The sequence below is a fragment of the Streptomyces sp. NPDC038280 genome (genome assembly GCF_055600045.1).
Map to the genome: position 1 here is coordinate 25,792 of NZ_JBVJYZ010000002.1, position 25,227 is coordinate 51,018.

At 71.9% G+C, this 25,227-nt stretch carries 20 protein-coding genes; 9 read left to right on the forward strand and 11 right to left on the reverse strand.

Features of this window, described 5'->3' with window-relative positions; translation table 11 throughout:
- Positions 1-3: 3 nt before the first annotated feature.
- The 8 genes from ftsW to rsmH form a co-directional block, all read right to left on the reverse strand.
- Positions 4-1,566 carry a putative lipid II flippase FtsW gene (gene ftsW, locus ACZ7J0_RS05185; RefSeq protein WP_470884188.1) on the reverse strand — a complete coding sequence of 521 codons (1,563 nt, stop codon included), beginning with the start codon at positions 1,564-1,566 and terminating at the stop codon, positions 4-6.
- A gap of 50 nt (positions 1,567-1,616) precedes the next feature.
- On the reverse strand, positions 1,617-3,035 hold the full coding sequence (murD, locus tag ACZ7J0_RS05190) for a UDP-N-acetylmuramoyl-L-alanine--D-glutamate ligase (RefSeq protein ID WP_470884189.1): 1,419 nt from the start codon (positions 3,033-3,035) through the stop codon (positions 1,617-1,619).
- Positions 3,032-4,102 (reverse strand): phospho-N-acetylmuramoyl-pentapeptide-transferase, encoded by a 1,071-nt coding sequence (gene mraY / locus ACZ7J0_RS05195; protein WP_468704928.1) that lies wholly within the window; start codon positions 4,100-4,102, stop codon positions 3,032-3,034. The genes murD and mraY overlap by 4 nt, the downstream gene beginning before the upstream one ends.
- The gene (locus ACZ7J0_RS05200; RefSeq protein ID WP_470884191.1) at positions 4,099-5,544 is read right to left on the reverse strand and encodes a UDP-N-acetylmuramoyl-tripeptide--D-alanyl-D-alanine ligase; all 1,446 of its coding nucleotides are present in this window, start codon (positions 5,542-5,544) and stop codon (positions 4,099-4,101) included. Before ACZ7J0_RS05200 ends, mraY begins: the two co-directional genes overlap by 4 nt.
- A 3-nt stretch (positions 5,545-5,547) precedes the next feature.
- Positions 5,548-7,236 carry a UDP-N-acetylmuramoyl-L-alanyl-D-glutamate--2,6-diaminopimelate ligase gene (locus ACZ7J0_RS05205; protein WP_470884193.1) on the reverse strand — a complete coding sequence of 563 codons (1,689 nt, stop codon included), beginning with the start codon at positions 7,234-7,236 and terminating at the stop codon, positions 5,548-5,550.
- Positions 7,237-7,253: 17 nt separating this feature from the next.
- Complete coding sequence (locus ACZ7J0_RS05210; RefSeq protein ID WP_470885134.1) at positions 7,254-9,206, reverse strand: peptidoglycan D,D-transpeptidase FtsI family protein; 1,953 nt, start codon at positions 9,204-9,206, stop codon at positions 7,254-7,256.
- 16 nt (positions 9,207-9,222) lie between these two features.
- Complete coding sequence (gene ftsL / locus ACZ7J0_RS05215) at positions 9,223-9,711, reverse strand: cell division protein FtsL (protein ID WP_470885136.1); 489 nt, start codon at positions 9,709-9,711, stop codon at positions 9,223-9,225.
- 62 nt (positions 9,712-9,773) lie between these two features.
- Positions 9,774-10,727, reverse strand: a complete 954-nt coding sequence (gene rsmH / locus ACZ7J0_RS05220; RefSeq protein WP_470884194.1) for a 16S rRNA (cytosine(1402)-N(4))-methyltransferase RsmH — start codon at positions 10,725-10,727, stop codon at positions 9,774-9,776.
- 393 nt (positions 10,728-11,120) lie between these two features.
- Between rsmH and ACZ7J0_RS05225 the strand changes: the two genes are divergently transcribed.
- From ACZ7J0_RS05225 to ACZ7J0_RS05240, 4 genes are all read left to right on the forward strand, one after another.
- Positions 11,121-11,663, forward strand: coding sequence for a beta-class carbonic anhydrase (locus ACZ7J0_RS05225; protein WP_470884196.1), 543 nt, complete (start codon positions 11,121-11,123; stop codon positions 11,661-11,663).
- A 215-nt stretch (positions 11,664-11,878) separates the two neighbouring features.
- The gene (locus tag ACZ7J0_RS05230; protein ID WP_470884198.1) at positions 11,879-12,907 is read left to right on the forward strand and encodes an AAA family ATPase; all 1,029 of its coding nucleotides are present in this window, start codon (positions 11,879-11,881) and stop codon (positions 12,905-12,907) included.
- Positions 12,907-14,274: a DUF58 domain-containing protein gene (locus ACZ7J0_RS05235; RefSeq protein ID WP_470884200.1), complete on the forward strand. Its 1,368-nt coding sequence runs from the start codon at positions 12,907-12,909 to the stop codon at positions 14,272-14,274. The genes ACZ7J0_RS05230 and ACZ7J0_RS05235 overlap by 1 nt, the downstream gene beginning before the upstream one ends.
- Complete coding sequence (locus tag ACZ7J0_RS05240; RefSeq protein ID WP_470884201.1) at positions 14,271-16,691, forward strand: transglutaminase TgpA family protein; 2,421 nt, start codon at positions 14,271-14,273, stop codon at positions 16,689-16,691. Before ACZ7J0_RS05235 ends, ACZ7J0_RS05240 begins: the two co-directional genes overlap by 4 nt.
- Positions 16,692-16,790: 99 nt before the next feature.
- Here the strand turns inward: ACZ7J0_RS05240 and ACZ7J0_RS05245 are convergent, their stop codons facing one another.
- The 3 genes from ACZ7J0_RS05245 to ACZ7J0_RS05255 all read right to left on the reverse strand — a co-directional run bounded on the left by ACZ7J0_RS05245 (position 16,791) and on the right by ACZ7J0_RS05255 (position 18,845).
- Positions 16,791-17,183 carry a DUF3040 domain-containing protein gene (locus tag ACZ7J0_RS05245; protein ID WP_470884203.1) on the reverse strand — a complete coding sequence of 131 codons (393 nt, stop codon included), beginning with the start codon at positions 17,181-17,183 and terminating at the stop codon, positions 16,791-16,793.
- Positions 17,184-17,450: 267 nt separating this feature from the next.
- On the reverse strand, positions 17,451-18,239 hold the full coding sequence (locus ACZ7J0_RS05250) for a methyltransferase domain-containing protein (RefSeq protein WP_470884205.1): 789 nt from the start codon (positions 18,237-18,239) through the stop codon (positions 17,451-17,453).
- Between the two features lie 66 nt (positions 18,240-18,305).
- Complete coding sequence (locus ACZ7J0_RS05255; protein ID WP_470884207.1) at positions 18,306-18,845, reverse strand: SAV_6107 family HEPN domain-containing protein; 540 nt, start codon at positions 18,843-18,845, stop codon at positions 18,306-18,308.
- Positions 18,846-19,010: 165 nt separating this feature from the next.
- On the opposite strand from ACZ7J0_RS05255, the gene ACZ7J0_RS05260 reads away from it, so the two are divergent.
- The 5 genes from ACZ7J0_RS05260 (at position 19,011) to ACZ7J0_RS05280 (ending at position 25,185) form a co-directional block, all read left to right on the forward strand.
- The gene (locus ACZ7J0_RS05260; protein WP_470884209.1) at positions 19,011-19,976 is read left to right on the forward strand and encodes an ATP-binding cassette domain-containing protein; all 966 of its coding nucleotides are present in this window, start codon (positions 19,011-19,013) and stop codon (positions 19,974-19,976) included.
- Positions 19,948-22,035, forward strand: a complete 2,088-nt coding sequence (locus tag ACZ7J0_RS05265; RefSeq protein WP_470884211.1) for a YhgE/Pip family protein — start codon at positions 19,948-19,950, stop codon at positions 22,033-22,035. Before ACZ7J0_RS05260 ends, ACZ7J0_RS05265 begins: the two co-directional genes overlap by 29 nt.
- A 20-nt stretch (positions 22,036-22,055) precedes the next feature.
- Complete coding sequence (locus tag ACZ7J0_RS05270; RefSeq protein WP_468706201.1) at positions 22,056-22,664, forward strand: TetR/AcrR family transcriptional regulator; 609 nt, start codon at positions 22,056-22,058, stop codon at positions 22,662-22,664.
- 389 nt (positions 22,665-23,053) lie between these two features.
- Complete coding sequence (locus ACZ7J0_RS05275; protein ID WP_470884213.1) at positions 23,054-23,671, forward strand: DUF4126 domain-containing protein; 618 nt, start codon at positions 23,054-23,056, stop codon at positions 23,669-23,671.
- Between the two features lie 32 nt (positions 23,672-23,703).
- Complete coding sequence (locus ACZ7J0_RS05280) at positions 23,704-25,185, forward strand: phytoene desaturase family protein (RefSeq protein ID WP_470884215.1); 1,482 nt, start codon at positions 23,704-23,706, stop codon at positions 25,183-25,185.
- Positions 25,186-25,227: the final 42 nt, after the last annotated feature.

Genomic DNA, 25,227 nt, shown 5'->3' on the forward strand with positions numbered 1-25,227 from the left:
AATTCACCGCTCTCCGGACGGACGCTTCTTGACGCGCCGTCGCATCGACTTCCATCTCATCCCGGCCCGCCTGCCCATTCCGGGCCGGCGCATGGCCAGGGCCGCTTTCGCGGCGGGTTCCTCTCGCGCGAAGGCGATCAGCAGCCCGACGGCGAACATGGTCGGCAGCAGGGCCGATCCGCCGTAGGAGAACAGCGGGAGCGGGACACCGGCGATCGGCAGCAGACCGAGCACCGCACCAATGTTGACCACGGCCTGGGCCGTGATCCAGGTGGTCACGCCTCCCGCGGCAAACCTGACGAAGGGGTCCTCCGTGCGTCCGGCCACGCGGATACCCGCATAGCCTAGAGCCGCGAACAGGGCGAGCACCGACAGCGTCCCCGCCAGACCCAGTTCCTCCCCGGTGATGGCGAAGATGAAGTCGGTGTGCGGTTCAGGCAGTTGGCCCCATTTTTCCACACTCGCACCGAGACCGGAACCGAACCATCCGCCCGACGCCAGAGCATAGATGCCGTGTACGGCCTGCCAGCACTCGCCCTTGGGTCCGAGGTCGATGGCGCCGACGCAGCCGAGACGGGACATCCGGTTGGCGTTCGTCTTGATGAGCAGCACACCGACGACACCGGCGATCGCGAGCACCCCGGCGAAGAGCCGGGTGGGCGCCCCCGCCAGCCACAGCAGACCGAAGAGGATCGCGGTGAGGATGATCGCCGTGCCCATGTCGCCGCCGAGCATGATGAGCCCGAGGAGCAGGAAGGTGACGGGGACGAGCGGTACCAGCATGTGCTTCCACTGGGTCAGCAGCCGTCTGTCCTGCTTGCGGGCGAGCAGATCGGCGCCCCACAGGATCAGGGCGAGCTTGCCGAACTCACTGGGCTGGAGCTGGAACGGGCCGCCCAGATAGATCCAGTTCTGGTTGCCGTTGACGGACATTCCTATCCCGGGGATCTGCACCAGGATCATCAGGAAGACGGTGCCCATCAGCAGGGGGTAGGCGAGCGCGCGGTGCAGTTTGACCGGCATCCGGGAGGCGAGGAGCAGCAGTGCGGTGCCGATGACGGCGGCCAGGAACTGCTTGCGGAAGAAGTAGGTGGCGGGCTTGGCCAGTTCCAGCGCCTTGATCATGGAGGCGGAGTAGACCATCACCAGGCCCAGGGCGGTGATGAGGAGGCCGGCGCCGAGGATCACGTAGTACGCGGTCAGGGGCCGGTCCCAGGCCCGGCGCGCCTGCTCGTACGCGCGCCGGACGCCGCTGCCTCGCGGTCCGCCGGAGGAGCCGCCGGCGCCGCGGGCGCCGCCTCGGGCGGCGGGCGGCCTGCCGGTGCCCGCAGTGCCGCTGCGCAGGGCGAGGCCGGGCGCGCCCGCGAGCGCGGGGACGGGGGCGGGGACGAGGGCCCGGAGAGCCGCGGCGGCCCGGTCGGCGAGTGCGCGGGCAGCGGCGCGTACCGCGTCCGTGGCACCCGTCGGGGCGGCCTCGAGGGCCGCCCGCCGACCGGCCGTCCGCATGTGCCCGGGGGCGTGCGGACGCCCACCGGCGGGGCCTTGGGCGGTGTCGTCCGGCGGCATGGTCGCTGTCCCCTCCAGTCGTGCCCGGCGCGGCCGGACCTGATGGCTGGTCAGCCGCGCGTGGCGGCGAGAGCGCGGACCGCGTCCGCGAACGCCTCGCCTCGCTTGTTGTAGTTGACGAACATGTCCATCGAGGCACAGGCCGGGGCCAGCAGAACCGTGTCTCCGGGCCGGGCGAGACGTGCCGCTTCCTGGACCGCCGCGGACATCGCCCCAGTGTCGGTCCGGTCGAGGTCGACGACCGGGACCTCGGGCGCGTGTCGCGCCAGGGCTTCGCTGATCAGGGCCCGGTCGGCGCCGATGAGGACGACGCCGCGCAGACGCTTCGCCGCCTTCTCGACGATCTCGTCGAAGGCCGCGCCCTTGGCGAGGCCTCCGGCGATCCAGACGATCGGGTCGTAGGCCGCCAGGGAGGCTTCGGCCGCGTGCGTGTTGGTGGCCTTGGAGTCGTCGATGTAGTTGACGCCGTCGATCTCCTCGACGTGCTCGATGCGGTGCGGGTCCGGGCGGAAGGCCCGCAGTCCGTCCCGTACGGCGGCCGGCGTGACGCCGAAGGCGCGGGCCAGGGCGGCCGCGGCGAGCGCGTTGGCGATGTTGTGCGGAGCCGGCGGGTTGACGTCGCCGATCTCGGCGAGTTCCTGGGCCTGCTTCTGCCGGTTCTCGACGAAGGCGCGGTCGACCAGGATCCCGTCGACGACTCCGAGCTGGGAGGGTCCGGGCGTGCCGAGGGTGAAGCCGATCGCGCGGCAGCCCTCCTCGACGTCGGCCTCGCGGACCAGGTCCTCGGTGGCGCTGTCGGCGACGTTGTAGACGCACGCGACCGTGTTGCCCTCGTAGATACGGCCCTTGTCGGCGGCGTACGCCTCCATGGAGCCGTGCCAGTCGAGGTGGTCGGGGGCGAGGTTGAGCACGACCCCGGAGTGGGCGCGCAGGGAGGGCGCCCAGTGCAGCTGGTAGCTGGAGAGTTCGACGGCGAGGACGTCGTAGCTCTCCTCGCCCAGGACGGCGTCGAGGAGCGAGACGCCGATGTTGCCGACGGCCGCGGTCCGCAGACCGGCCGCCTCGAGGATCGAGGCGAGCATCCGCACGGTCGTGGTCTTGCCGTTGGTGCCGGTGACCGCGAGCCAGGGCGCCGCGTCGGGTCCCCTGAGCCGCCAGGCCAGTTCGACGTCGCCCCACACCTCGACGCCCGCCTCCGCGGCGGCCGCGAAGAGCGGCTTCCCGGGCTGCCATCCCGGGGTGGTGACGATCAGTTCGGTGCCGGCCGGCAGGGTGGCGCCGTCGCCGAGGCGGACGGTGATCCCCTCGGCCTCCAGCTCCGCCGCCTGGGCCCGGGACCGTTCGTCGTCGCCGTCGTTGACGACGGTGACGATCGCGCCCAGGCCGTGCAGGACGCGGGCGGCGGGGATACCGCTGACCCCGAGTCCGGCGACGGTGACCTTCTTGCCCTGCCAGTCCGGCGTACTCACTTGTCGGCTGCCCATCCCGCGTAGAAGAGACCGAGGCCCACGATCACGCACATGCCCTGGATGATCCAGAAGCGGACCACCACCAGGACTTCGGACCACCCCTTGAGTTCGAAGTGGTGCTGGAGGGGGGCCATCCGGAAGACCCGCTTGCCGGTCATCTTGAACGAGCCGACCTGGATGACCACGGACATGGTGATCATCACGAAGAGGCCGCCGAGCAGGGCGAGCAGCAGCTCCGTACGGGAGCAGATGGCGAGACCGGCGAGCGCGCCGCCGAGGGCCAGCGAGCCGGTGTCGCCCATGAAGATCTTGGCGGGTGAGGTGTTCCACCACAGGAAGCCGAAGCAGGCGCCCATCAGCGCGGAGGCTACGACGGCCAGGTCGAGCGGATCGCGTACCTCGAAGCAGGCGTTGGGGTTGGTCAGGGTCACCGCGTTGGCGCAGGACTCCTGGAACTGCCACAGCCCGATGAAGGTGTACGCGCCGAAGACCATCACCGACGCGCCGGTGGCCAGGCCGTCCAGACCGTCCGTCAGGTTCACGCCGTTCGACATCGCGAGAATCATGAACAGCGCCCACACCACGAACAGCACCGGCCCGATCGCCCAGCCGAAGTCCGTGATGAAGGACAGCTTGGTGGAGGCGGGGGTGAGCCCGCGCAGATCGGCGAACTGCAGGGAGAGCACCGCGAAGGCGATGCCGACGATCAGCTGGCCGGCCATCTTCGCCTTGGCCCGCAGACCGAGCGAACGCTGCTTGACGATCTTGATGTAGTCGTCCAGGAAGCCGACCAGGCCCATGCCCGCCATCAGGAAGAGCACCAGCACACCCGAGAAGGTCGGGTCCTCACCGGTGATGACCTTGGCGAGCGCGTACGCGATCAGCGTGGCCAGGATGAAGGAGATTCCGCCCATGGTGGGCGTGCCCTTCTTGCTGCCGTGGCTGCGCGGGCCGTCGTCCCGGATGAACTGCCCGTATCCCTTGCGGGCCAGGAGTTTGATCAGCAGCGGAGTGCCGACCAGGGTGAGGAAGAGGCCGATGGCCCCCGCGAAGAGGATCTGCCTCATCGTCCGGCGACCTTTCCGCTGCTGTCGAAGGACGCCGCCGTGTTCTCGAGCAGTGCCAGGGCGACCCGCTCGAGCCCGACCGACCTGGAAGCCTTCACCAGCACGACGTCTCCCGGGCGCAGCTCACTGCGCAACAGGTCGACCGCCGCCCGCGCGTCGGACACGTGCACCGACTCCTCACCCCACGAACCCTCGTTATATGCGCCCAGTTGCAGCCAGGACGCTTCCCTGCCCCCGACTGCGACGAGCTTGCTGACGTTGAGCCGGACGGCGAGCCGCCCGACCGCGTCGTGCTCGGCGAGCGAAGAGTCGCCGAGCTCGGCCATCGGACCGAGCACCGCCCACGTACGACCCCCTCGGGCCTCTGCGGCCTTGCCCATGGCCGCGAGCGCGCGCAGGGCGGCTCGCATGGACTCGGGGTTCGCGTTGTAGGCGTCGTTGACGACCTTCACGCCGTCCGCACGCTCGGTGACCTCCATGCGCCAGCGGGAGAGGGTGCCCGCCTCGGAGAGCGCGGTGGCGATCTCGTCGACGGACATGCCCAGCTCATGGGCGACGGCGGCCGCGGCGAGCGCGTTCGACACGTGGTGCTCACCGTACAGGCGCAAGGTCACGTCGCTGCACCCGGTGGGTGTGTGAAGCTTGAAAGCAGGCTGTCCATTCTCTGTGAGACGGACATTCTCGGCACGTACGGCGGCCTCGTCGGCCTCTCCGAAGAGGACCACGCGCGCCTTCGTCCGCGCCGCCATGGCACGGACGAGCGGGTCGTCGGCGTTGAGGACCGCCACACCGCCCTCGTCCGCCGACGGCAGGGACTCGACGAGCTCACCCTTGGCCACGGCGATCTGCTCACGGCCGCCGAACTCGCCGATGTGCGCGGTTCCGACGTTGAGTACGACGCCGATGCGCGGGGGCGTCAGACCGGTGAGGTACCGGATGTGGCCGATGCCGCGCGCGCCCATCTCCAGGACGAGGTGCCGGGTCTCCCCGGTCGCGCGCAGCGCCGTGAGGGGCAGCCCGATCTCGTTGTTGAGGGAGCCGGGCGTCCAGACGGTCGGGGCGTGGCTCTGCAGGACCTGGGCGATCAGGTCCTTGGTGGAGGTCTTGCCCGCCGAGCCGGTGAGGGCGACGACGTCGGTGCCCAGGCGTTCGACGACGGCGCGCGCGAGCGCGCCGAGCGCTCGCTGGACGTCGTCGACGACGAGGGCCGGGACGCCGACGGGCCGGGCGGCCAGGACGGCCACGGCGCCCGCGTCGAAGGCGCGTTGCGCGTAGTCGTGGCCGTCGACCTGTTCACCGACGAAGGCGGCGAAGAGGCTGCCGGTCTCCACCTCACGGGAGTCGATGACGACGGGCCCGGTGACCTGGACGGTCTCATCCGGTATGTCGTACGACTGCCCGCCGACGATGGCGGCGATCTCGGCGAGGGAGAGGGCGATCACAACTTATCCCTGACTGTTCTCGGGTCGATGGGCGCGCTCCGCCGGGCGTTCCTGGCCGGCTGCACGGGCCACGATGGCCTCGCGCAGGACCTGGCGGTCGTCGAAGGGGCGTACCACTCCGTGGATGTCCTGGCCCTGTTCATGGCCCTTGCCCGCGACGAGGACGGTGTCGCCGGGCTCCGCCCGGGCGACGGCCGCGGCGATCGCGGCGGCGCGGTCGGCGTCGACGAGCACGTCGCCGCGCTCGTGCACGGGCACTTCGGCGGCGCCGGCGAGCATCGCGGCGAGGATGGCGAGGGGGTCCTCGGAGCGGGGGTTGTCGGAGGTCAGTACGGCGGTGTCGGCGAGGCGTGCCGCGGCGGCGCCCATGGGACGCCGCTTGGTGGTGTCGCGGTCGCCGCCGCAGCCGATGACGACGTGGATCCTGCCCTCGGTGACCTTGCGCAGGGATCGCAGGACCGATTCGACGGCGTCCGTCTTGTGGGCGTAGTCGACGACCGCGAGGTACGGCTGGCCGGCGTCGACGCGCTCCAGGCGGCCGGGGACGCCGGGGACGGCGGCGATGCCGTCCGCCGCGGTCTGCGGGTCGACTCCGGCGACGGCGAGGGTGACCACGGCGGCGAGCGTGTTGGCGACGTTGAACGCGCCGGGCAGCGGGGCGGTGGCGGAGATCCGCTCGCCCTTCGGGCCGACGACGGTGAACGTGCTGCTGTCCTGCCGCAGATCGGTGCCCTCGGCGCGCCAGTCGGCGTCCGGGTGGCCCTCGGCGGAGAAGGTGGTGACCGGGACAGTCGCCTCCTTCACGAGCCTCCTGCCGTACTCGTCGTCGAGGTTGACGACCGCTTCGCGGGAGCGCTGCGGGGTGAACAGCTGCGCCTTGGCCCGGAAGTAGTCCTCCATGTCGGAGTGGAACTCCATGTGTTCCGGGCTGAGGTTGTTGAAGACGGCGACGTCGAAGACGCATCCGTCGACGCGGCCGAGCACCAGGGCGTGGCTGGAGACCTCCATGGCGACCGATTCGACGCCGCGTTCGCGCATGACCGCGAACAGTGCCTGGAGGTCGGTGGCTTCGGGGGTGGTCCGCTCGGACTTGATGCGTTCGTCGCCGATGCGCATCTCGACCGTGCCGATCAGCCCGGTCCTGCGGCCGGCCGCCCTCAGGCCGCCTTCCACGAGGTAGGCCGTGGTGGTCTTGCCGGAGGTGCCGGTGATGCCGATCTGGAGGAGGTCGTCGCCCGGCCGGTCGTAGATCTCGGCGGCGAGCTCGCCCATCCGGCCGCGCGGATCGTCGGCGACCAGGACCGGCAGGCCCGTGGCGGCGGCGCGCTCGGCGCCGGTCCGGTCGGTGAGGATCGCGACGGCTCCGAGGCCTGCGGCCTGGTCGGCGAAGTCGGCGCCGTGGAGCCGGGCGCCGGGCAGTGCGGCGTACACGTCCCCGGGGCGTACCGCCCGTGAGTCGTGGGTGATGCCGGTGACCTCGGCGCTGCCCGGCGTCTCGACACCGAGCCGGGCGGCCAGGTCACCGAGGGGGGTCGGGCGGACCTGGTCCGGGCGGGGCGGGGCGGTTCGGTACTGATCAGCGTGTGGCACGGCGGTGAGCGTACCGGGCCCACCGGGCGCAGGGCGAAATGAGGCCCCCGGGGCCTCGTGGCGGGGATTCCGGTTCCCGGGTTCCGGGGTGATCGTTGTCACTGGTGCCTCCCGCGGGCTCACGCACTGGGCTTGAAGGTGACCGGCAGCCGGGGCGGCTGCGTGCCGGTCGGGGGGATGTGCAGGGTCTTGAGGGCGAACTCCATGACCTTCTTGTAGATGGGTCCGCAGATCTGACCGCCGAAGTAACTGCCCTTGGTGGGGTTCTGGATGGCGCAGTAGACGGTGATCTGGGGGTTGTCGGCGGGGGCGAAGCCCGCGAAGGAGGCGGTGTAGCCCTTGTAGCGGCCGGTGGCCGGATCGACGCGGTTGGCCGTTCCCGTCTTGCCCGCGACGCGGTAGCCGGGGATGGCGGCCTTGGTGCCGGTGCCCTCTTCGTTTCCGACGACGGATTCGAGCATCTGGGCGAGGGTCTTGGCGGTCTTCTCGCTGACGACCCGCGTCTGCTCGGGGGCGGGGGCGGGGGTGAAGCGCCCGTCCGGTCCGCGGGTGCCGCGGACCAGCGTGGGCGCGATGCGTACGCCGCCGTTGGCGATGGTCGAGTACACCGACGCGGCCTGCATGGCGTTGAGCGAGAGGCCCTGGCCGAAGGGGATCGTGTACTGCTGCGAGGTCGACCAGTTCTTCGGCCTGGCGAGGATGCCGGAGGTCTCGCCCGGGTAGCCGAGCCCGGAGGGCCTGCCGATGCCGAACTTGTGGAGGTAGGAGTACAGGACCTCGTTGGCCTCGGCCTGGTTGTCGCCGAGCTGGCCGCTGGCCAGGATCGTGCCGATGTTGCTGGACTTGGCGAGGACGCCGTTGAGCGTCAGGTACCAGGTCGGGTGGTCGATGTCGTCCTTGAACAGCCGGTCTCCGCGGTGGAGCCGGTTGGGGACGGTGACATGGGTGTCGGGGGCCGCCTTGCCCTCTTCCAGGACGGCGGCCATGGACATCACCTTGCTGGTGGAACCCGGCTCGTAGACGTCCTGGAGCGCGGCGTTGCCCATCGCGGCGGAGTTGGCCTGCGAGAGGTCGTTGGGGTCGAAGCCGGGGGCGTTGGCCATGGCCAGGACCTCGCCGGTCCTGGTGTTCTGCACTATCACGTACCCGCGGTCGGCCTTGGACTTCTGCACCTGCTCGGTGATGGCCTGCTGGGCGGCCCACTGGATGTCCCGGTCGATGGTCAGCTCGATGTCGGAGCCGGGGACGGCCGGGGTCTCGCGCGCTCCGGCGGTGGGAACCCGGCGTCCGCCGGCCTGCGCGAAGGTGATCTCGCCGTCCTTGCCGGCCAGCTGCTCGTCGAGCATGGACTCCAGGCCGCCGCCGCCCCGGCCGTCGGCGTTGACGTAGCCCAGTATCCCGGCGGCCAACTGCCCGTTGGGGTACACGCGCTTGCTGCTGGTCTCGTTGAAGATGCCCGCGAGCACGCTGACTCCGGTGCCGCCCGTCGCCTTGCCGGTGCGCGCCTTCTCGGCGAAGACGTATTTCAGGTCCTTGATCTGCTTCCAGACCTGGGGGGTCTGACGGCGCGCCAGCACGGTGTAGCGGGACTTGGGGGCCTTGAGCCTCTTCGTGAGCTCGGTGGGGTCCTTGCCGAGGATGGGGGCGAGGAGGGCCGCGGCCTGTTCGGGCGCGTCGGGCACCTTGCTGTCCTCGGGGGTGAACATCTTCGGGTCGGCGGTGATGTCGTACGCGTCGACGCTGGCGGCCAGGGCGATGCCGGAGCGGTCGGTGATCTCGCCTCGCTCCGCGCTCAGCGTGTGGCTCAGGTAACGGTTCTTCTCCGCCTTGGCGGCGAAGGCGGAGGCGTCGACGGCCTGCACCTGGAGGAGCCGCAGGACGAAGGCCAGCATCACCAAGGTCAGACCGAGGCTGACCAGACGGAGCCGGGGGCGGGGGCTGCCCAGGCGGATCGTCCGCGGCCGGGCGGCCGGCCCGCCCGCCGGGCGGGGGCGGCGCTGGGCGGGGCGGGCGGCGGGCCGGGGGCGTGCGGGGCCCGGTACGCGGCGGCGCGGCTGATCCTTCGGGGGCACTGCCGGGGGCACTGCGTCACCTGCCGGAGGTCGTCGGGGCGGGCTGCTGGGCTGCGGGCTTCTGGGAGGGCGTCCTGGCCGAGGAGGAGGTCGAGGGCGAGGTCGAGGGGGTCGCGGACGGCCGGCCCTGGGCGGGCGGAGAGGCCGGAGCCGACGGCGGGCCGGCCGAGGCCGTCGGGTCGGGGGGCGGCGCGGAGGCCTTGCCGGGCCGGCCGCGGACGGTGCCGTCCGGGTCGAGGAAGACGGGACTGCCCCCGGGGACCATGCCGAGCTCCTTGGCGCGGCGCGCCAGTGCGTCGGGGGCGGAGTAGTCGTCCACGTCCCGCTGGAGCGCCTGCTGCTCGTCGGTCAGTTCGGTGGTCTGCTTCCTGAGCTCGCTCAGCTTGAAGGACCCCTGGTTGAGCGAGGAGTTGAGCAGCAGGAGGGTGATGAGGCCGCCGCCGAGCAGCAGGACGACGAGCAGGACGAAGGGGGTGCGGGCGGCGGCGGTGGGCCCGGACGGCATCAGCCGCGACAGCCGCGCGGCCGGCCCCTTCAGCGACTCCTTGCCCCCCTTGACCCCTTTCGTCACACAGACTCCCTGATGCGCTCCGCGCCCCTGAGCCGCGCGGGGGCCGCTCGCCGGTTCTCCGCGACCTCCTCCTCCGTGGGGAGCTCGGCGCCGCGCGTGAGGAGCTTCAGCCGCGGCTGGTAGCGCTCCGGCACGACCGGCAGACCGGGCGGCGCGGTCGTGGCCGCGCCCGCCGCGAAGACCTGCTTGACCAGCCGGTCCTCCAGTGAGTGGTACGAGAGGACGGCGATCCGGCCGCCCACGGCGAGCGCCTCCACGGCGGCGGGGATCGCCCGCTCCAGGACGGTCAGCTCGCCGTTGACCTCGATGCGCAGGGCCTGGAAGGTGCGCTTCGCGGGGTTGCCCCCGGTGCGCTTGGCGGCCTGCGGCAGGGAGTCGCGGATCAGCTCGACCAGCCGGGCGCTGGAGGAGAACGGCTCCTTCTCGCGCTCGCGCACGATCGCGGAGACGATCCGCTTGGCCTGCTTCTCCTCACCGTACGACCGCAGGATCCGCACCAGCTCGCCCGCCGGGTAGGTGTTGAGCACCTCGGCGGCGCTCACCCCGGTCGTCTGGTCCATCCGCATGTCGAGCGGGGCGTCCTGCGCGTAGGCGAAGCCGCGGTCCGCCTCGTCGAGCTGCATCGAGGAGACACCGAGGTCGAAGAGGATGCCGTCGACCTTGGGGGTGTCCAGACGTTCCAGTACCTCGGGCAGTTCGTCGTAGACGGCGTGGACCAGGGTGGCCCGGTCACCGAAGGGGGCGAGACGTTCGCCGGAGAGCCGCAGGGCCTCCTTGTCACGGTCGAGCGCGATCAGACGCGCCTCGGGGAACTGCTGGAGCAGCGCCTCGCTGTGACCGCCGAGGCCGAGCGTGCAGTCGACGACCACCGCTCCCGGGCGCCGCAGAGCCGGGGCCAACATGTCCAGGCACCGCTGGAGCATCACCGGGACGTGTCGGGAGTCGCTCAATGGGCCCTCTCAGATCCGGCGCGACGTACGTACTGCCGGGTCCCCACCCCGCTCGGGAAGGACAGGCCCGCCGGCGCCGGGAAAGGGCGTCGGCCGACCGGCGAGCGGGAGGAGGCCGAGCCGCACGTTTCGCCGCACACGCGGGGGAGAAACTGCGGAAAATGCTCAATGTCTCCGTGAACTTCGCGTCACTTTAGTCCACTGGCCCACGCGGTCAATCAACCGGCCAGCGCGTCGCCGGGGGCGTCTGGACCAAGAGGACGATCGGGACACCGCACCCGTTCGGGTGACCCCTATGTGCACCTGTGGATTACCTCACAACAACGCTCATTGACGTTTTTTGTCCGCTCTCACAGCAGGACCCCAGCCCCTGTGACCATTAACGTCTTAGGCATGTCGACTTCCGCGCACTCCCCCGCCGACGCGATACGCACCGGCGGCACGGTCACCGACCGTCTCGTCGAGGCGAACGCGCGCTATGCCGCCAAATTCACGAACCCGGGAATGGACGCACGGCCGGTGCTCCAGGTGGCCGTGGTCGCCTGCATGGACGCCAGGCTCGACCTGCACGCCGCGCTCGGCCTCCAACTCGGTGACTGCCACACGATCCGCAACGCCGGCGGTGTGGTCACCGACGACGTGATCCGCTCCCTCACCATCAGCCAGCGCGCCCTCGGCACGCGCAGCGTGATGCTCGTGCACCACACGAACTGCGGCCTGGAGTCCCTCACCGAGGACTTCCGCCACGAGCTCGAGGACGAGGTCGGGCAGCGGCCGTCGTGGGCGGTCGAGGCCTTCCGCGACGTCGACCAGGACGTACGGCAGTCGATGCAGCGGGTGCGGACCTCCCCGTTCCTGGTCCACACCGACGATGTGCGCGGCTTCGTCTTCGACGTGACCACCGGCCTGGTGCGGGAGATCGACCCCACGGAGTGATCCTTACACTCGGATTTTCGCGAGGGCCGAGGGCAGAAACCACGGCAACCCCGACATATCCCACCCCGTTGTCCACAGGCGAGTGACACAACGCGGCAACGGCAACAAGAATGCGGGTGTGACACCCCCCGGAACGACCCGGGCCAGGTGTTGTTTTGGGGTGGGCCGGGCCGTCTGTTGCGCTTCGGCCCGTGGAACGGGCCGAGGAGGGCCGGGTGACGACCTATGACGATCGAGCGAGCCTCACAGATCTGACCACCACAGCGGAGCGTGTCCGCATGTCGGTGGAGAGTGTGATCGAGGGCAAGCCGGAGGTCGTACGCACGGCGCTGACCGTGCTGCTCGCCGAGGGGCACCTCCTGCTCGAGGACGTCCCCGGCGTGGGCAAGACCATGCTGGCCAAGGCCCTCGCGCGCTCCATCGACTGCTCGGTGCGGCGCATCCAGTTCACGCCCGACCTGCTGCCGTCGGACATCACCGGTGTCTCGATCTACGACCAGCAGCGGCGTGACTTCGAGTTCAAGCCCGGCGCGATCTTCGCCCAGATCGTGATCGGCGACGAGATCAACCGCGCCTCGCCCAAGACGCAGTCGGCGCTGCTGGAGTCGATGGAGGAGCGTCAGGTCACCATCGACGGGCAGACCTACGAGCTGCCCACGCCGTTCATGGTGGTGGCCACCCAGAACCCGGTGGAGATGGAGGGCACCTACCCGCTGCCCGAGGCGCAGCGCGACCGCTTCATGGCCCGGGTGTCCATCGGCTACCCGAGCGCCGAGGCCGAGCTGCAGATGCTGGACGTGCACGGCGCGGTGTCCCCGCTCGACGACCTCCAGCCGGTGGCACACGCCCACGACATCCTCAAGCTCATCGAAGCGGTGCGCTCGGTCCATGTGGCCGACGCGGTCAGGAGGTACGCGGTGGACGTGGTCGCCGCGACCCGGACCCACCCCGACCTGAGACTCGGCGCGTCCCCGCGCGCCACCCTGCACCTGTTGCGCGCCGCGAAGGCGACGGCCGCGCTCAGCGGGCGGGAGTACGCGCTTCCCGACGACATCCAGGCCCTGGCCGTGCCCGTGCTCGCGCACCGACTGCTGCCCACCGCCCAGGCACAGCTGAACCGGCGCACCGCGGAGCAGGTCGTCCTCGACATCCTCCAGCGCACCCCCGTGCCCGCGGCGACACCGCCCTCGGCGCCCGGGGGCCCGCTCTACGGCCAGCAGCACCCCGGCGTACGGCGGCTGTGATGGCGGCCGGCGGGGCCGAGGCCCCGGACGGCGAGGGCAGGGGCAAGGGCGGTCTGCGGGCCGCTCTCGGTGGTCTGACGACCCGCGGCCGGTCCTTCCTCGCCGCCGGGATCGCGGCGGCGATCTGCGCCTATGTCCTGGGCCAGGGCGACCTGCTGCGGGTCGGGCTGCTGCTCGCGGTGCTGCCACTGGTGTGTGTGGCCGTGCTGTACCGCACGCGCTACCGGGTGGCGAGCAGCCGGCGGCTGGCTCCACAGCGGGTGCCGGCGGGCTCCGAGGCCCGGGTGCATCTGCGGATGGACAACGTCTCGCGGCTGCCCACGGGCCTGCTGATGCTCCAGGACCACGTGCCGTACGTCCTGGGACCGCGGCCCCGGTTCGTCCTCGACCGGGTGGAGGCGGGCGGCCGGCGCGAGGTGTCCTACCGGGTCCGCTCCGACCTGCGCGGCCAGTATCCACTCGGTCCGCTGCAGCTGCGCCTGAGCGACCCGTTCGGGATGTGCGAACTGACCCGCGCCTTCAGCTCGTACGACACGCTCACCGTCATCCCCCGGACCGAACCGCTGCCGCCGGTGCGGCTCGCGGGCGAGGCCGCCGGGTACGGCGACGGACGGCAGCGTTCGCTGGCGCTGGCCGGCGACGACGACGTCATCCCGCGCACGTACCGGCACGGCGACGACCTGCGCCGCGTCCACTGGCGCTCCACCGCCCGCTACGGCGAACTGATGGTGCGCCGCGAGGAGCAGCCGCAGCGCGCACGGTGCACGGTCCTGCTGGACACCCGTCGGATCGCCTACCAGGGCGCGGGGCCGGACTCCGCGTTCGAGTGGGCGGTGTCGGGCGCGGCGTCCGCGCTGGTGCACATGCTGGAGCGGGGCTTCGCGGTGCGTCTGGTGACGGACACGGGCAGCGCTGTGCCCGGTGACGGCTCCGACGGTTTCGCCGGCTCGAATCAGCAGTCCGCCGAGGCGGCGGGCCTGCTGATGGACACCCTCGCGGTCGTCGACCACTCCGAGGGGGCCGGGCTCTCCCGCGCGTACGACGTGCTCCGCGGTGGCAACGAAGGTCTGTTGGTCGCCTTCTTCGGCGATCTGGACGAGGAGCAGGCGGCCGTGGTCGCACGGATGCGGCGGCGCAGTGGCGCGGCCGTCGCCTTCCTCCTGGACAGCGGGACGTGGCTGACGGGCGGCGCGGTGTCCGGTGCGGTCTCCGAGCGGCTGCGGCAGCTGCGCGAGGCGGGGTGGACGGCGATGGCCGTGCGGCCCGGGACGCCGCTCGCCGACCTGTGGCGCAGTGCGGGTCGGGAGGGCACCGACGCCGGTGCTCCGGCCGGTGGCACGACGGAACTCTCTGGGGGATGGTCATGAGCGGTCGCGGGAGGCTGACGCTCTGCGCCTTCGCCGCCACGCTGATGGCGGCGGGCGCGCTGTTGCCGCTGGTCGACGAAGCGGCCTGGATCGTCCAGGCGGCGTTCCTGCTGGCGGTCCAGAGCGGCGTCGGCGCGGTGACGCGGCGGGTGCCGCTGGCCCGGGCCCTGACGGTCACGCTCCAGGCCGTCGTCTCGCTGCTGCTGCTGACGGTGTTCTTCGCCCGCGAGCAGGCGGTGCTCGGGGTGCTGCCCGGTCCCGGGGTCTTCCAGCAGTTCGGCGTCCTGCTGAGCGCGGGCGCGGACGACGTCGGGCAGTACGCGACCCCCGCGCCCGCCACCGACGGCATCCTGCTGATGGTCGTCGGTGGTGTGGTGGTGATCGGCCTCGCGGTGGACGCCCTGGCGGTGACCTTCCGCAGCGCCGCGCCGGCCGGGCTGCCGCTGCTCGCCCTGTACTCGGTGGCCGCCGGCCTCGGGGGCGGCGGCGCGAGCTGGTTCTGGTTCCTGCTGGCCGCCACCGGCTATCTGCTGCTGCTCCTGGCCGAGAGCCGCGACCGGCTCTCGCAGTGGGGGCGGGTCTTCGGTGGTGCGCCCAGGTCCGCTGGAGCCTCGGGCGGCTTCGACATGGCGAGCGGCCCGGCACTCGCCCCGGTCCGCACCGGGCGCCGCATCGGCGTCCTCGCGCTCGGCATCGCGCTGGTCGTACCGGCGGCGCTGCCCGCGCTGAGCGGCGGGCTCCTCGGCGGTTCGGGCAAGGGGAACGGCTCCGGAAACGGCGGCATGATCTCCGCCGTCAACCCGCTGGTGTCCCTGCAGGACAGCCTCAACCAGGCGCAGCAGACCGAGTGGCTGCGGTACCGGACCAACGCCGGTGACACCTCGGACCTGTATCTGCGGCTCGTCGCGCTGGACCAGTTCGACGGCACGTCCTGGAAGTCGTCGGTCCGCCCCATCCAGGACGTGCCGAAGCAGCTCCCCCGGCCGGACGGCCTGCGCGGCTCCATCGGCACGACCGAGATCAGGACGAACATCTCGGCGGCGCGCGCCTATGAGCAGAAGTGGCTGCCGCTGCCCTACCCGGCGATGTCCGTGATGATCGGGGGACGCTGGCGCTACGAGCCGGCGGGTCGGATGCTCGTCGGTGACGACGGTCAGAGCACCAAGGGCGCGCAGTACCAGGTCACCAGCCTGCGGGTGAACCCGACGGCCGAGCAGCTGGCCACGGCGTCTCCCGTGCCGGGCGCGCTGCTGCGCGAGTACACCAAGGTCCCCGACTCGCTGCCCGCGGACGTGAAGTCCAGGGCGCTCCAGGTGACCAAGGGGGCGGCCAACGACTACGAGCGTGCGGTGAAGCTCCAGGACTGGTTCGCGGTCGACGGCGGGTTCAGCTACGACACCGAGGTGGCGTCGGGCACGGGAGTCCAGGCGATCTCCCGTTTCCTCAAGCAGAAGGAGGGCTTCTGCATCCACTTCTCCTTCTCGATGGCCGCGATGGCCCGGACGCTGGGGATTCCGGCCCGGGTCGCGGTCGGCTTCACACCGGGCAGCCCGGTCGCCGACGGGGCCATGTCGGTCACGAACCGGGACGCGCACGCCTGGCCCGAGCTGTACTTCGAGGGCGTCGGCTGGACCCGCTTCGAGCCGACGCCGACGCGGGGCACCGTGCCGCAGTACACCCGGGAGCAGACGCCGGAGGGCGGGCCCACCGGCCCGGCCCTTCCCGAGTCGAGCGCCTCGGCAGCGCCGTCCAGCGCGCCGTCGTCGTCGGAGAGCTGCCCGGCGGAGCTGCGCCGCATCGGGGAGTGCGGTGGACCGACCCCGCAGGGCGCCCTGCCGTCGGACGACGCCGGAACTCCGGCCGGGACGATCGTCCTGGTGACGCTCGGCGTGGCCCTGGTGCTGCTGGTGCCCTTGCTGCCCCTGCTCTGGCGCAGGGCGGTCCGGGCCCGGCGCCTCGGCTCCACGGGCCGTTCGGCGGCGGACGGGGTGGCCCGGACGCTGGCGGCCTGGCAGGAGATCATCGACACCGCCTGGGACCATGGCGTCACGCCCGACGAGTCGCAGACCCCCCGGAGGACGGCCGCTCGCATCGTGCGGCTGGGCCGGCTCGACGGGGACCCTGCCAATGCCGTGCATCGCGTGGCCAGGGCGGTGGAGCAGGTGCTGTACGCGCCGGAGCCCCGTCCGGGGACCGGTCTCGCCGAGGACGTCGCCCTGGTGGCGGCTGGGCTGGACGCCGTGGCGGGCCGTGCGGGCCGGCTGCGGGCACTGCTCGCTCCGCGCTCATCCGTCCGGGTGGTGTGGGCCGTCTCCGAGCGCTGGACGGCGCTGTGGGACGGCTGGGCGGCGCGGCGGCGCCGGGCGGCCGACCGGCTGAGGGGCCTTGTTCGCCGCCCGTCGCGCCAGCAGGGCTGAGCCGGGCCGACGGGCAAGAGGGTTTGTACGACGGAAAGGGTGAGGGGCGACCGCTTCGCGGTCGCCCCTCACCCTTTCCACAAGCTGGTCCGACCCGGTTCAGTGGCCGCCCTGCTCGTCGCGGCGGCGCTGCCACCGCTCCTCGATCCGATGCATCATCGAGCGGCGCTGCCTGGCCGGTCGGCCCGCCGGACCTCCGGCGGCCTGCTGTTCACCCGGCTTGGGTGCCTTGCGCCACCCGGTGACGGCCAGGACCGCGCAGCCGAGCATGACGAGGAAGCCGACCACGCTGATCCAGATCTGCTGGGCGACCATTCCGGCCATGAGGAGCGCGATACCCACCAAGAAGCCGGCGACCGCCTGGTAGACCCGTCGCCGGGTGTACGTACGCAGCCCGCTTCCCTCGAGCGCTGTCGCGAACTTGGGATCTTCGGCGTACAGCGCTCGCTCCATCTGCTCGAGCATTCGCTGCTCGTGCTCCGAGAGCGGCACGGAGTCCTCCTAGTCGTCGGTCGCGGGGGCGACCGGGATGCGGCCCTTTCAGGATAGGCAGGGAATCGCCCCCGTGAAACCCGCCCACTTTGCCAATCGCCAGTCCGGGCCGCCATGCCGGTACGGCTGTTGAGGCCTAGATTCCCCGACGGCCGACCCGTCATGCCGGATGGTGTCCCCCGATCATACGGGGCCGAGCCCGCGATCGGGGGGTGTGTGGCGTACTCCTTCTGCCGCTGCGCCGCTGATCAGCCCGGTAGGGGAGCTTCAGACGCGCTTCTCGCCCAGGATGTGCAGCTGGGTGGCGACCGCGTGGAAGGCGGGCAGCTCGGCCGCCGCGGCCTCCAGCTTGAGGAGGGCGTCGATCGCTCCCGGCTCGGTGTCCACCAGGACACCGGGGACCAGGTCGGCGAAGACCCGGACACCGTGTACGGAACCGACCTCGAGACCGGCCGCGTCGGCCAGTTCGGTGAGCTGCTCGGCGGTGAAGCGGCGCGGGACCGGGTCGCCGGCACCCCAGCGGCCCGCCGGGTCGGTCAGCGCCTGGCGGGCCTCGGTGAAGTGCCCGGCCAGCGCCCTGGCCAGGACGGCGCCGCCGAGCCCGGCGGCGAGCAGGCTGAGCGCACCGGCGGGCCTGAGGGCCTCCACCGCGTTGCGTACGCCTTCGGCGGGGTCGTCGACGTACTCCAGGACGCCGTGGCAGAGCACCGCGTCGAATCCCCCGCGCTCGACCACGTCGAAGAGGCCGTGGATGTCGCCCTGCACTCCGCCGACCCGGTCGGCGAGCCCCGCCTCGGCTACGCGCCGCTCCAGCGCGAAGAGCGCGTTGGGACTGGGGTCCACCACGGTGACGCGGTGACCGAGGCGGGCCACGGGCACCGCGAACTTCCCCGAACCGCCGCCGGTGTCGAGTACATCGAGGCTGTCCTTCCCGGTGGCCTTGGCCCGGTTCTCAAGGGCGTCCTGGAGGACGTCCCAGACCACGGCGGTACGCAGGGAGGCGCGCGAAGGGCGCGATGTGGTCTCCCGACCGAAGGCGGGGGAAGGGTCCGACACGGCAGTTGACTCCTCGGCGACGGGTGCGAACGCTCCCCACCCTATGGCCTTGGGCGCCGTGAGCCGTCACCCTGCGGCTTCCCCCGGTTCCGGCCTGTCCGTCCGGGGCCGGGGCAGCACCGGCTGGAGCACCAGGAGCCGTTCGACCAGGCGCAGGAACATGCCGGCGTCGCGCACCAGGTCGTCCGCGTCACGGGCGGTGGCGGCGCCGCGTATCCCCGCCTCCGCGCGCGCCCTGCGCTCGGCCCCGGAGGCGAACAGGGCGCTCCACTCGGTGAGCTCGGGCGCTGTCTCGGGGAGTACCTCCCAGGCGCTCCTTATGCGCCGGCGTTTGCGCTCGCTGGTCTCGGGGCGGCCGCGGGCGGCGAGCACGGCGGCGGCGGTGCGCAGGGCGGCGAGATGGGCGGTCGCGTACCGCTCGTTGGGGACCTGAAGGGTGGCCGCCTCTTCCAGGCCGTCGCGGGCCTGGGCGAGCAGGGCGAGGGCGGCGGGCGGCGCCGAGGCGCGCCGCAGGACGGGGTGGACGTCGCTCGCGGGGCCGGTCAGTGAGGGGGCAGGGCCGCCGGTGCGGCGCCGCTGGGCGGCTGCTGCGGTGGTGCTGGCCATGACGAACCTCCTGTCGTCGTGTGACGGCGCTGTGGCCGTATGTGTCCATCGTGCAGGCCACCACTGACAGTCCCCCGGGCCCCGCCTCTGATCTGCGGTTTTTGCATCGACCAGGAGGACGCGATAGTTTTTGCACTGACCGGTCAGTTCAAAAGGGGAGGGTGTGTGGAGACCACCGCACAAGCCCGCGGCGCCGCCGTCATCGCCGAGGGCTTCGGGCTCAAGGGGCCGCGCGGCTGGGTGTTCCGTGACGTGACCTTCAGGGCCGAGCCCGGCTCGCTGGTCGCGATCGAGGGCGCGTCCGGCTCGGGCCGTACGTGCCTTCTGCTCGCGCTCACCGGCCGTATGCGCCCCGCGGAGGGCCACGCCGAGATCGGCGGATTCCGGCTGCCCCGCAAGATGGCCGCCGTACGCCGGATCAGCGCGCTCGGCCCGGTCACCGGGGTGAGCGAACTCGACCCGTCGCTCACCGTGGCCGAGCACCTGCGCGAGCGAGCGCTCCTCCAGCGCCGGTACGACGGTCCGCCGCTGGCGCTGCTGCGCCCGCCCGGCGAACGCGCCGCCGCGACCCGGGGCCGCATCGAGGCGGCGCTCGACGCCGCCGGACTGGACCTGGCCGCCCTGCCCAAGGCCGACCGGACCTCCGTTCGGGACCTGGAGCGCCTCGAGGCACTGCGGCTCTCCGTGGCCCTCGCGCTCATCGGCGGCCCCCGGCTGCTCGCCGTGGACGACGCGGACCTCAAGCTCTCGGACGCGGACCGCGCAGAGGCCTGGGTCCTGCTCCGGTCGGTCGCGGACAGCGGCACGACCGTGCTCGCCGTGTGCAGCGAGGCGCCGGAGGACGCACTGCGGATCACAACGGCGGGCGGCGCCGAGCGGACCGGGGAGGCCGAGCCGGACGCCGAGCGGACCGGGGCCCCCGCCACGCACGCCGAGCCGGACTCCGAGCGGACCCGGGACCCCGCCACGCACGCCGAGCCGCACGCCCAGCCCGGCACCGAGTCCGACGCCCGCGCCGAGGGCCGTACGGACGCAGAGAAGACGAGCGCCGCCGAGGCCGGCGCCGACACCAAGAACACCGACACCGAGGAGGGGGCAGCCGATGCGATCGCCGAAACTGGCCGCGCTTGAGCTGAAGCGGTTCGGCAGGGGCAAGCTCCCGCGCGCCGCGCTCGTCGCCATCCTGCTGCTGCCGCTGCTGTACGGCGCGCTCTACCTCTGGTCCTTCTGGGACCCGTACAGCCGGCTCGACCGGATACCCGTCGCGCTCGTCAACGAGGACAAGGGCGCCACCGCCGGGGGAAAGAAGCTCACCGCGGGCGACGACATCACCAAGCGCCTGCGCGACAGCAAGGTCTTCGAGTGGCACGAGGTGAGCGACGCCGATGCGCGTCAGGGCGTGGAGGACGGCACGTACTACCTGTCGCTCACCATGCCCGCCGACTTCAGCGCGCGGATCGCGTCCAGCTCCGGCGACTCCCCGGAGACCGGCGCCCTCAAGGTCCGGACGAACGACGCCAACAACTACATCGTCGGCACCATCTCGCGGACCGTGTTCGCCGAGGTGCGCACCGCCGCGTCCACCAAGACGTCCCGGTCCTTCCTCGACAAGATCTTCATCTCCTTCTCCGACATCCATGACGCCACGGAGAAGGCAGCCAACGGCGCCGACCAGCTCAAGGACGGGATCGGCAAGGCGAAGAAGGGGTCCAAGGACCTCGCCGACGGGCTCGGGAAGGCCAAGAAGGGCAGCGGTGACCTCGCCACCGGCCTGAAGAAGCTCGACAAGGGCGCGGGCGACGTGGAGAACGGCACCCGCCGCGTCGCCGACGGCACCCAGGTCCTCGCCGACAAGGTCAACGGGGTGGCGGGTGACGTCCGTCCGTACCTCAAGGACAACGGCAAGAAGATCGGGGACAGCGCCCGGCTGGTCTCCGACCTGTCGGTGGCGATGCGCCACAACCTGGAGCTCATCGTGAAGACGGGCCCCGCCGCCCGTACCGGCGCCCACAAGGCGGCGGAGAAGCTCGACAAGCTGTACGAGAAGCGCTGTGTGAACAACCCCGCGCCCGACCCCGAGTTCTGCTCGGCGACGAAGCAGGCCAAGGTCGCGGCCGCCGACGTGGCGAAGATCGCGGACGATCTGAACGAACTGTCCAAGGACAGCAGGGGCGACCTCAAGAAGCTCGACAAGGAACTCGCCGACCTCCAGAAGAAGGCCGACGCCCTCGCCAAGCGCGCCCCCCATCTGGACGAGGACCTCGAGTACGCGGTCGGCAAGATCAACGAGCTGAACAAGGGCGCCCACAAGGTCGCCACCGGGGCCGACCAGCTCCACACCGGTCTGACCAGCGCCAAGAAGGGGTCCGTCGACCTCGACAACGGCGTCGGCAAGCTGCGGAAGGGCGCCGGTGACCTCGACGGAGGTCTCTTCAAGCTCGCCGACGGGTCCACCCAGCTGGCCACCGGCCTCAACGACGGCGTCGACAAGATCCCCGACTACGACCAGGACGCCCGCGACCGCCGCACCGAAGTGATGGCGGACCCCGTGAAACTCGCCTCGCAGTCACTGCACAAGGCGCCCAACTACGGCACCGGCTTCGCCCCGTACTTCATCCCGCTCTCCCTGTGGGTGGGCGCCATGGTGGCGTACATGCTGATCCAGCCGCTCAACCGCAGGGCGCTGGCCGCCGGTGCCTCCGCCTGGCGGATCGCGCTGGCGGGCTGGCTGCCGGTTGCCGCGATCGGACTCCTCCAGGTCGCCGCCCTGATGTCCGTACTGCACTGGGGCCTGGGTCTGCAGATGGTCCGCGCCGCCGGCACCGTCGGCTTCCTGGCTCTGGTGACCTGCTGCTTCGCCGCGATCATCCAGTGGCTCAACGCCCGCTTCGGCGCGGCCGGCCGGATCCTGGTGCTCGCGTTCCTGATGCTGCAGCTGACCTCGGCCGGGGGCACGTACCCCGTCCAGACCAGTCCGGAGTTCTTCAACGCGATCCACCCCTACCTGCCCATGAGTTACGTCGTCGAGGCCCTGCGCCGGCTGATCTCCGGCGGCGGCATCGGGCCGGTCTGGCAGGCGTGCGCGGTCCTGGCCGCGTTCACCGTCGGCGCCCTCGCGCTGACCGCCGTCTCGGCCCGCCGCAAGCAGGTGTGGACCCTCGACCGTCTGCATCCGGATCTGAGCCTGTGAGAATCGGAGGCGTGACGAGCATGGACAGCAGCAGCACCAGACGCCGGGCCACCCGCGCCAAGCTCTACGAAGCCGCCGTGACCCTCATCGCCGAGCAGGGTTTCTCGGCGACGACGGTCGACGAGATCGCCGAGCGGGCCGGGGTGGCCAAGGGCACGGTCTACTACAACTTCAAGAGCAAGACCGAACTGTTCGAGGAGCTGCTGCGGCACGGCGTGGGCCTGCTCACCGCCTCCCTGCGCTCCGCGGCCGACGAGACCGCGGAGCGCGGCGGGACCCGGGTCGAGGCGCTGGACGCGATGATCCGGGCCGGCCTGGTCTTCATCGACCGCTACCCGGCCTTCACCCAGCTGTACGTGGCCGAGCTGTGGCGCACCAACCGTGCCTGGCAGTCGACACTGCTGGTGGTCCGTCAGGAGGCGGTCGCGGTGGTCGAGACAGTGCTGCGGGAGGGTGTCGCGAACGGCGAGCTGAGCGACGAGATCGACATCCCGCTGACGGCGGCGGCGCTGGTCGGCATGGTGCTGGTGGCCGCGCTGGACTGGCAGGCCTTCCAGCGCGAGCGGTCGATAGACGATGTGCACTCGGCGCTGTCGCGGCTGCTGCACGGACGCGTGAGCGGGCGCTAGCGGCGCTCGCTCCGGGAATTCCGCGCAACGAGAACCGCGGTACGAATCGGAGTACGACGTCGCGGTACGAATCCGCGGGTACGAGATCGGCGCCGGAGCGCGAAAGAGCCGGTCCGGTGAGGCTCGATCCCCCCGAGCCTCACCGGACCGGCTTTCTTTCCGTTCCCCCGTGGCACCCCCGTGCCCCCGTGCCGGCTGGTCCACCGCGCCGTTCCGCAGCCCCGTGCCGGCGGTACCGGCGCGGTGTCCCTTCCGTGGTCTCCACTCTGTCGTCCACACGGGTGAAACCCCATCCGCGCAGCTACTCATCCGGGCCCCTGAGTACGGATACTCACGTCTCCGCACCAAGGCCCATACGCGCGGCGCCCGCGCTGGTTACGATCGCGTCCGTGTCCGTACTCCCCCTGGTCTTCACCAGCGGCTGGGCAAGTGGGATCAACGCCTATGCGGTGGTCCTGCTGTTCGGCGTCTTCGGCGCGACCGGGCTCACCGACGAGGTGCCCGAGTCGCTGCAGCGCACCGACGTCCTGATCGCGGCCGGTGTGCTCTTCCTGTGCGAGGCGGTGGCGGACAAGATCCCGTACGTGGACTCCGTCTGGGACTCCGTCCACACGGTCGTCCGGCCGGTGTCGGGCGCGGTGGTCGGAGCGCTGCTGGCGGGCCAGAGCGGTTCCCTGCCGGAGCTTGCCGCGGGTGCGGTGGGCGGCTCGACTGCTCTGATGAGCCACCTGGTCAAGGCGGGCAGCCGGATAGCGATCAACACGTCGCCCGAGCCGTTCAGCAACATCGCAGTCAGCACGGCGGAGGACCTGGGCGTCGCCGCGCTCATCACCTTCGCCGTCTTCCATCCGCTCCCGGCCGCGATCATCGCGGGAACGCTGCTGGTGCTGGGGCTGGTGACACTGGTCTTCCTGGCCTCGCGGATCCGCCGGTTCCTGCGGCGGAGGGCCCAGCGCCGCGAGGAGAAACGGCTGGCGGTGGCAGGCCGGCGCAGACCACCCTTCTGAGGGTGTCAGTAGGGGCGGATAAAGTCCCTGACATGGCACGGATTGCGGTGATCGGCGCCGGGATGGGCGCGTTGGCGGCAGCTGCCCGGCTGGCCGTGGCAGGCCACCGGGTGACGGTGTACGAGCGCGCGGAGACGTACGGCGGCTCGGTCGGCCGGTTCGAGCGCGACGGGTTCGCGTTCGACACCGGTCCCGGTCTGCTGCACCTTCCGGCCGTCTACCGCGACCTGTTCGTCAAGACCGGCAAGGAACCTCTGGAGCGCAGCGTGGAGCTGGTCCAGGTGGATCCGGCGAGCCGTCATGTCTTCGGCGACGGTACGGAGGTGTCGCTGCCGAACGCGTCACGGGCCGGTGTCGTCACCGCCCTCGACGCGGCGCTGGGGGGCGGCGCGGGCGAGCGCTGGGGCGAGTTCCTGGGCCGGGCGCGGGAGGCGTGGGACCGCACGCGGCGCCCGCTGCTCGAAGAGCCTCAGCCGGACGACCCCTCGCCGCTCGGGCGCGAGCCGTACCCGGCGCTGAAGGCGGGGCTGTTGCGGCGTTCCGCCTCGACGCTCGCCGAGGTCGGCAGGCGCGAACTGCGTGATCCCCGGCTGGCCGCCCTGCTGGACGGATACGCGCTGGCATACGGCTTCGACCCGGCGACCGTCCCGGCCTCCGCCGCCGTCCTGCCGTACATGGAGCAGACCTTCGGCTCCTGGTACGTGCGCGGCGGGATGCGCGCGCTGGCGGACGCCGTGTACGAGCGGTGCCGTGCCCGGAAGGTCGAGTTCGTCTTCGGTGCCGAGGTGACCGGTGTGCCGGAGAAGGACGGCCGCGCGGCAGGTGTGGAGGTGAACGGCGGAGCGCTGATCGAGGCGGACCATGTGGTCGCGGGCGCACCGGTGCCCGCCCTCTACCGCGACCGTGTCCTCCCCGCTGGGAGCGCGGGCGTCCGGGAGCGCGGGCGCACCGGCGTGGGGACCGGGCGGGTCACTCTCCTGCTGGCGCTCAGCGGCGCGCGGCCGGCCGGCGCGGCCCACCGCACGGTGGTCCATTCCGCCGACCGCGCCGGGGAGCTGGCCGCGCTCGCCGGTGGCGGGCTCTGCGCGCGGCCGACCGTGGTGGTCCTGCGCCCCGACGACGAGCGGCTGCGCCCCGACGACCGCCACGAGGCGGTGACGGTCACGGCGACCGTGGCGACGGCGGCAGCCGGTGAGGGAATGGAGGCGTTCGCCGACCGGATGGTGGAGGCCGCCTCGCGCGCCGTCCCCGGGCTGCGGGACCGGCTGCTGTGGCGGGAGATACGGACCCCTCTGGACACCCTCCGCGAGACGGGGGCGGCCGAGGTCCCCGGTCCGGCGCTGGCGGGCGCCGACGGCGCGCTGCTGCCCGCCGCGAACGTCTCCCCGCTGCCGGGGCTGTACTTCGCGGGTGGCTGGGCGCATCCGGGCGGCGGGCTGGCGCACAGCGGGATGTCGGGTGCGCTGGTCTCCGGGCTGATCGTCGAGGGCGCGGACTTCCGCGGCTCCCAGTAGCCCCTCCCCCGGCGCCCGCCTCGCGGGAGCTGCCGGGGCCGG

Bases quoted from the DNA above. Each gene is read 5' to 3' on its own strand.
- ACZ7J0_RS05225 (WP_470884196.1), top strand. From the start codon at position 11,121: ATGTCGACTTCCGCGCACTCCCCCGCCGACGCGATACGCACCGGCGGC.
- ftsW (WP_470884188.1), bottom strand. From the start codon at position 1,566: ATGCCGCCGGACGACACCGCCCAAGGCCCCGCCGGTGGGCGTCCGCAC.
- ACZ7J0_RS05270 (WP_468706201.1), top strand. From the start codon at position 22,056: ATGGACAGCAGCAGCACCAGACGCCGGGCCACCCGCGCCAAGCTCTAC.
- ACZ7J0_RS05240 (WP_470884201.1), top strand. From the start codon at position 14,271: ATGAGCGGTCGCGGGAGGCTGACGCTCTGCGCCTTCGCCGCCACGCTG.
- mraY (WP_468704928.1), bottom strand. From the start codon at position 4,102: ATGAGGCAGATCCTCTTCGCGGGGGCCATCGGCCTCTTCCTCACCCTG.
- ACZ7J0_RS05235 (WP_470884200.1), top strand. From the start codon at position 12,907: ATGGCGGCCGGCGGGGCCGAGGCCCCGGACGGCGAGGGCAGGGGCAAG.
- ACZ7J0_RS05280 (WP_470884215.1), top strand. From the start codon at position 23,704: ATGGCACGGATTGCGGTGATCGGCGCCGGGATGGGCGCGTTGGCGGCA.
- ACZ7J0_RS05255 (WP_470884207.1), bottom strand. From the start codon at position 18,845: ATGGCCAGCACCACCGCAGCAGCCGCCCAGCGGCGCCGCACCGGCGGC.
- ACZ7J0_RS05265 (WP_470884211.1), top strand. From the start codon at position 19,948: ATGCGATCGCCGAAACTGGCCGCGCTTGAGCTGAAGCGGTTCGGCAGG.
- ftsL (WP_470885136.1), bottom strand. From the start codon at position 9,711: ATGCCGTCCGGGCCCACCGCCGCCGCCCGCACCCCCTTCGTCCTGCTC.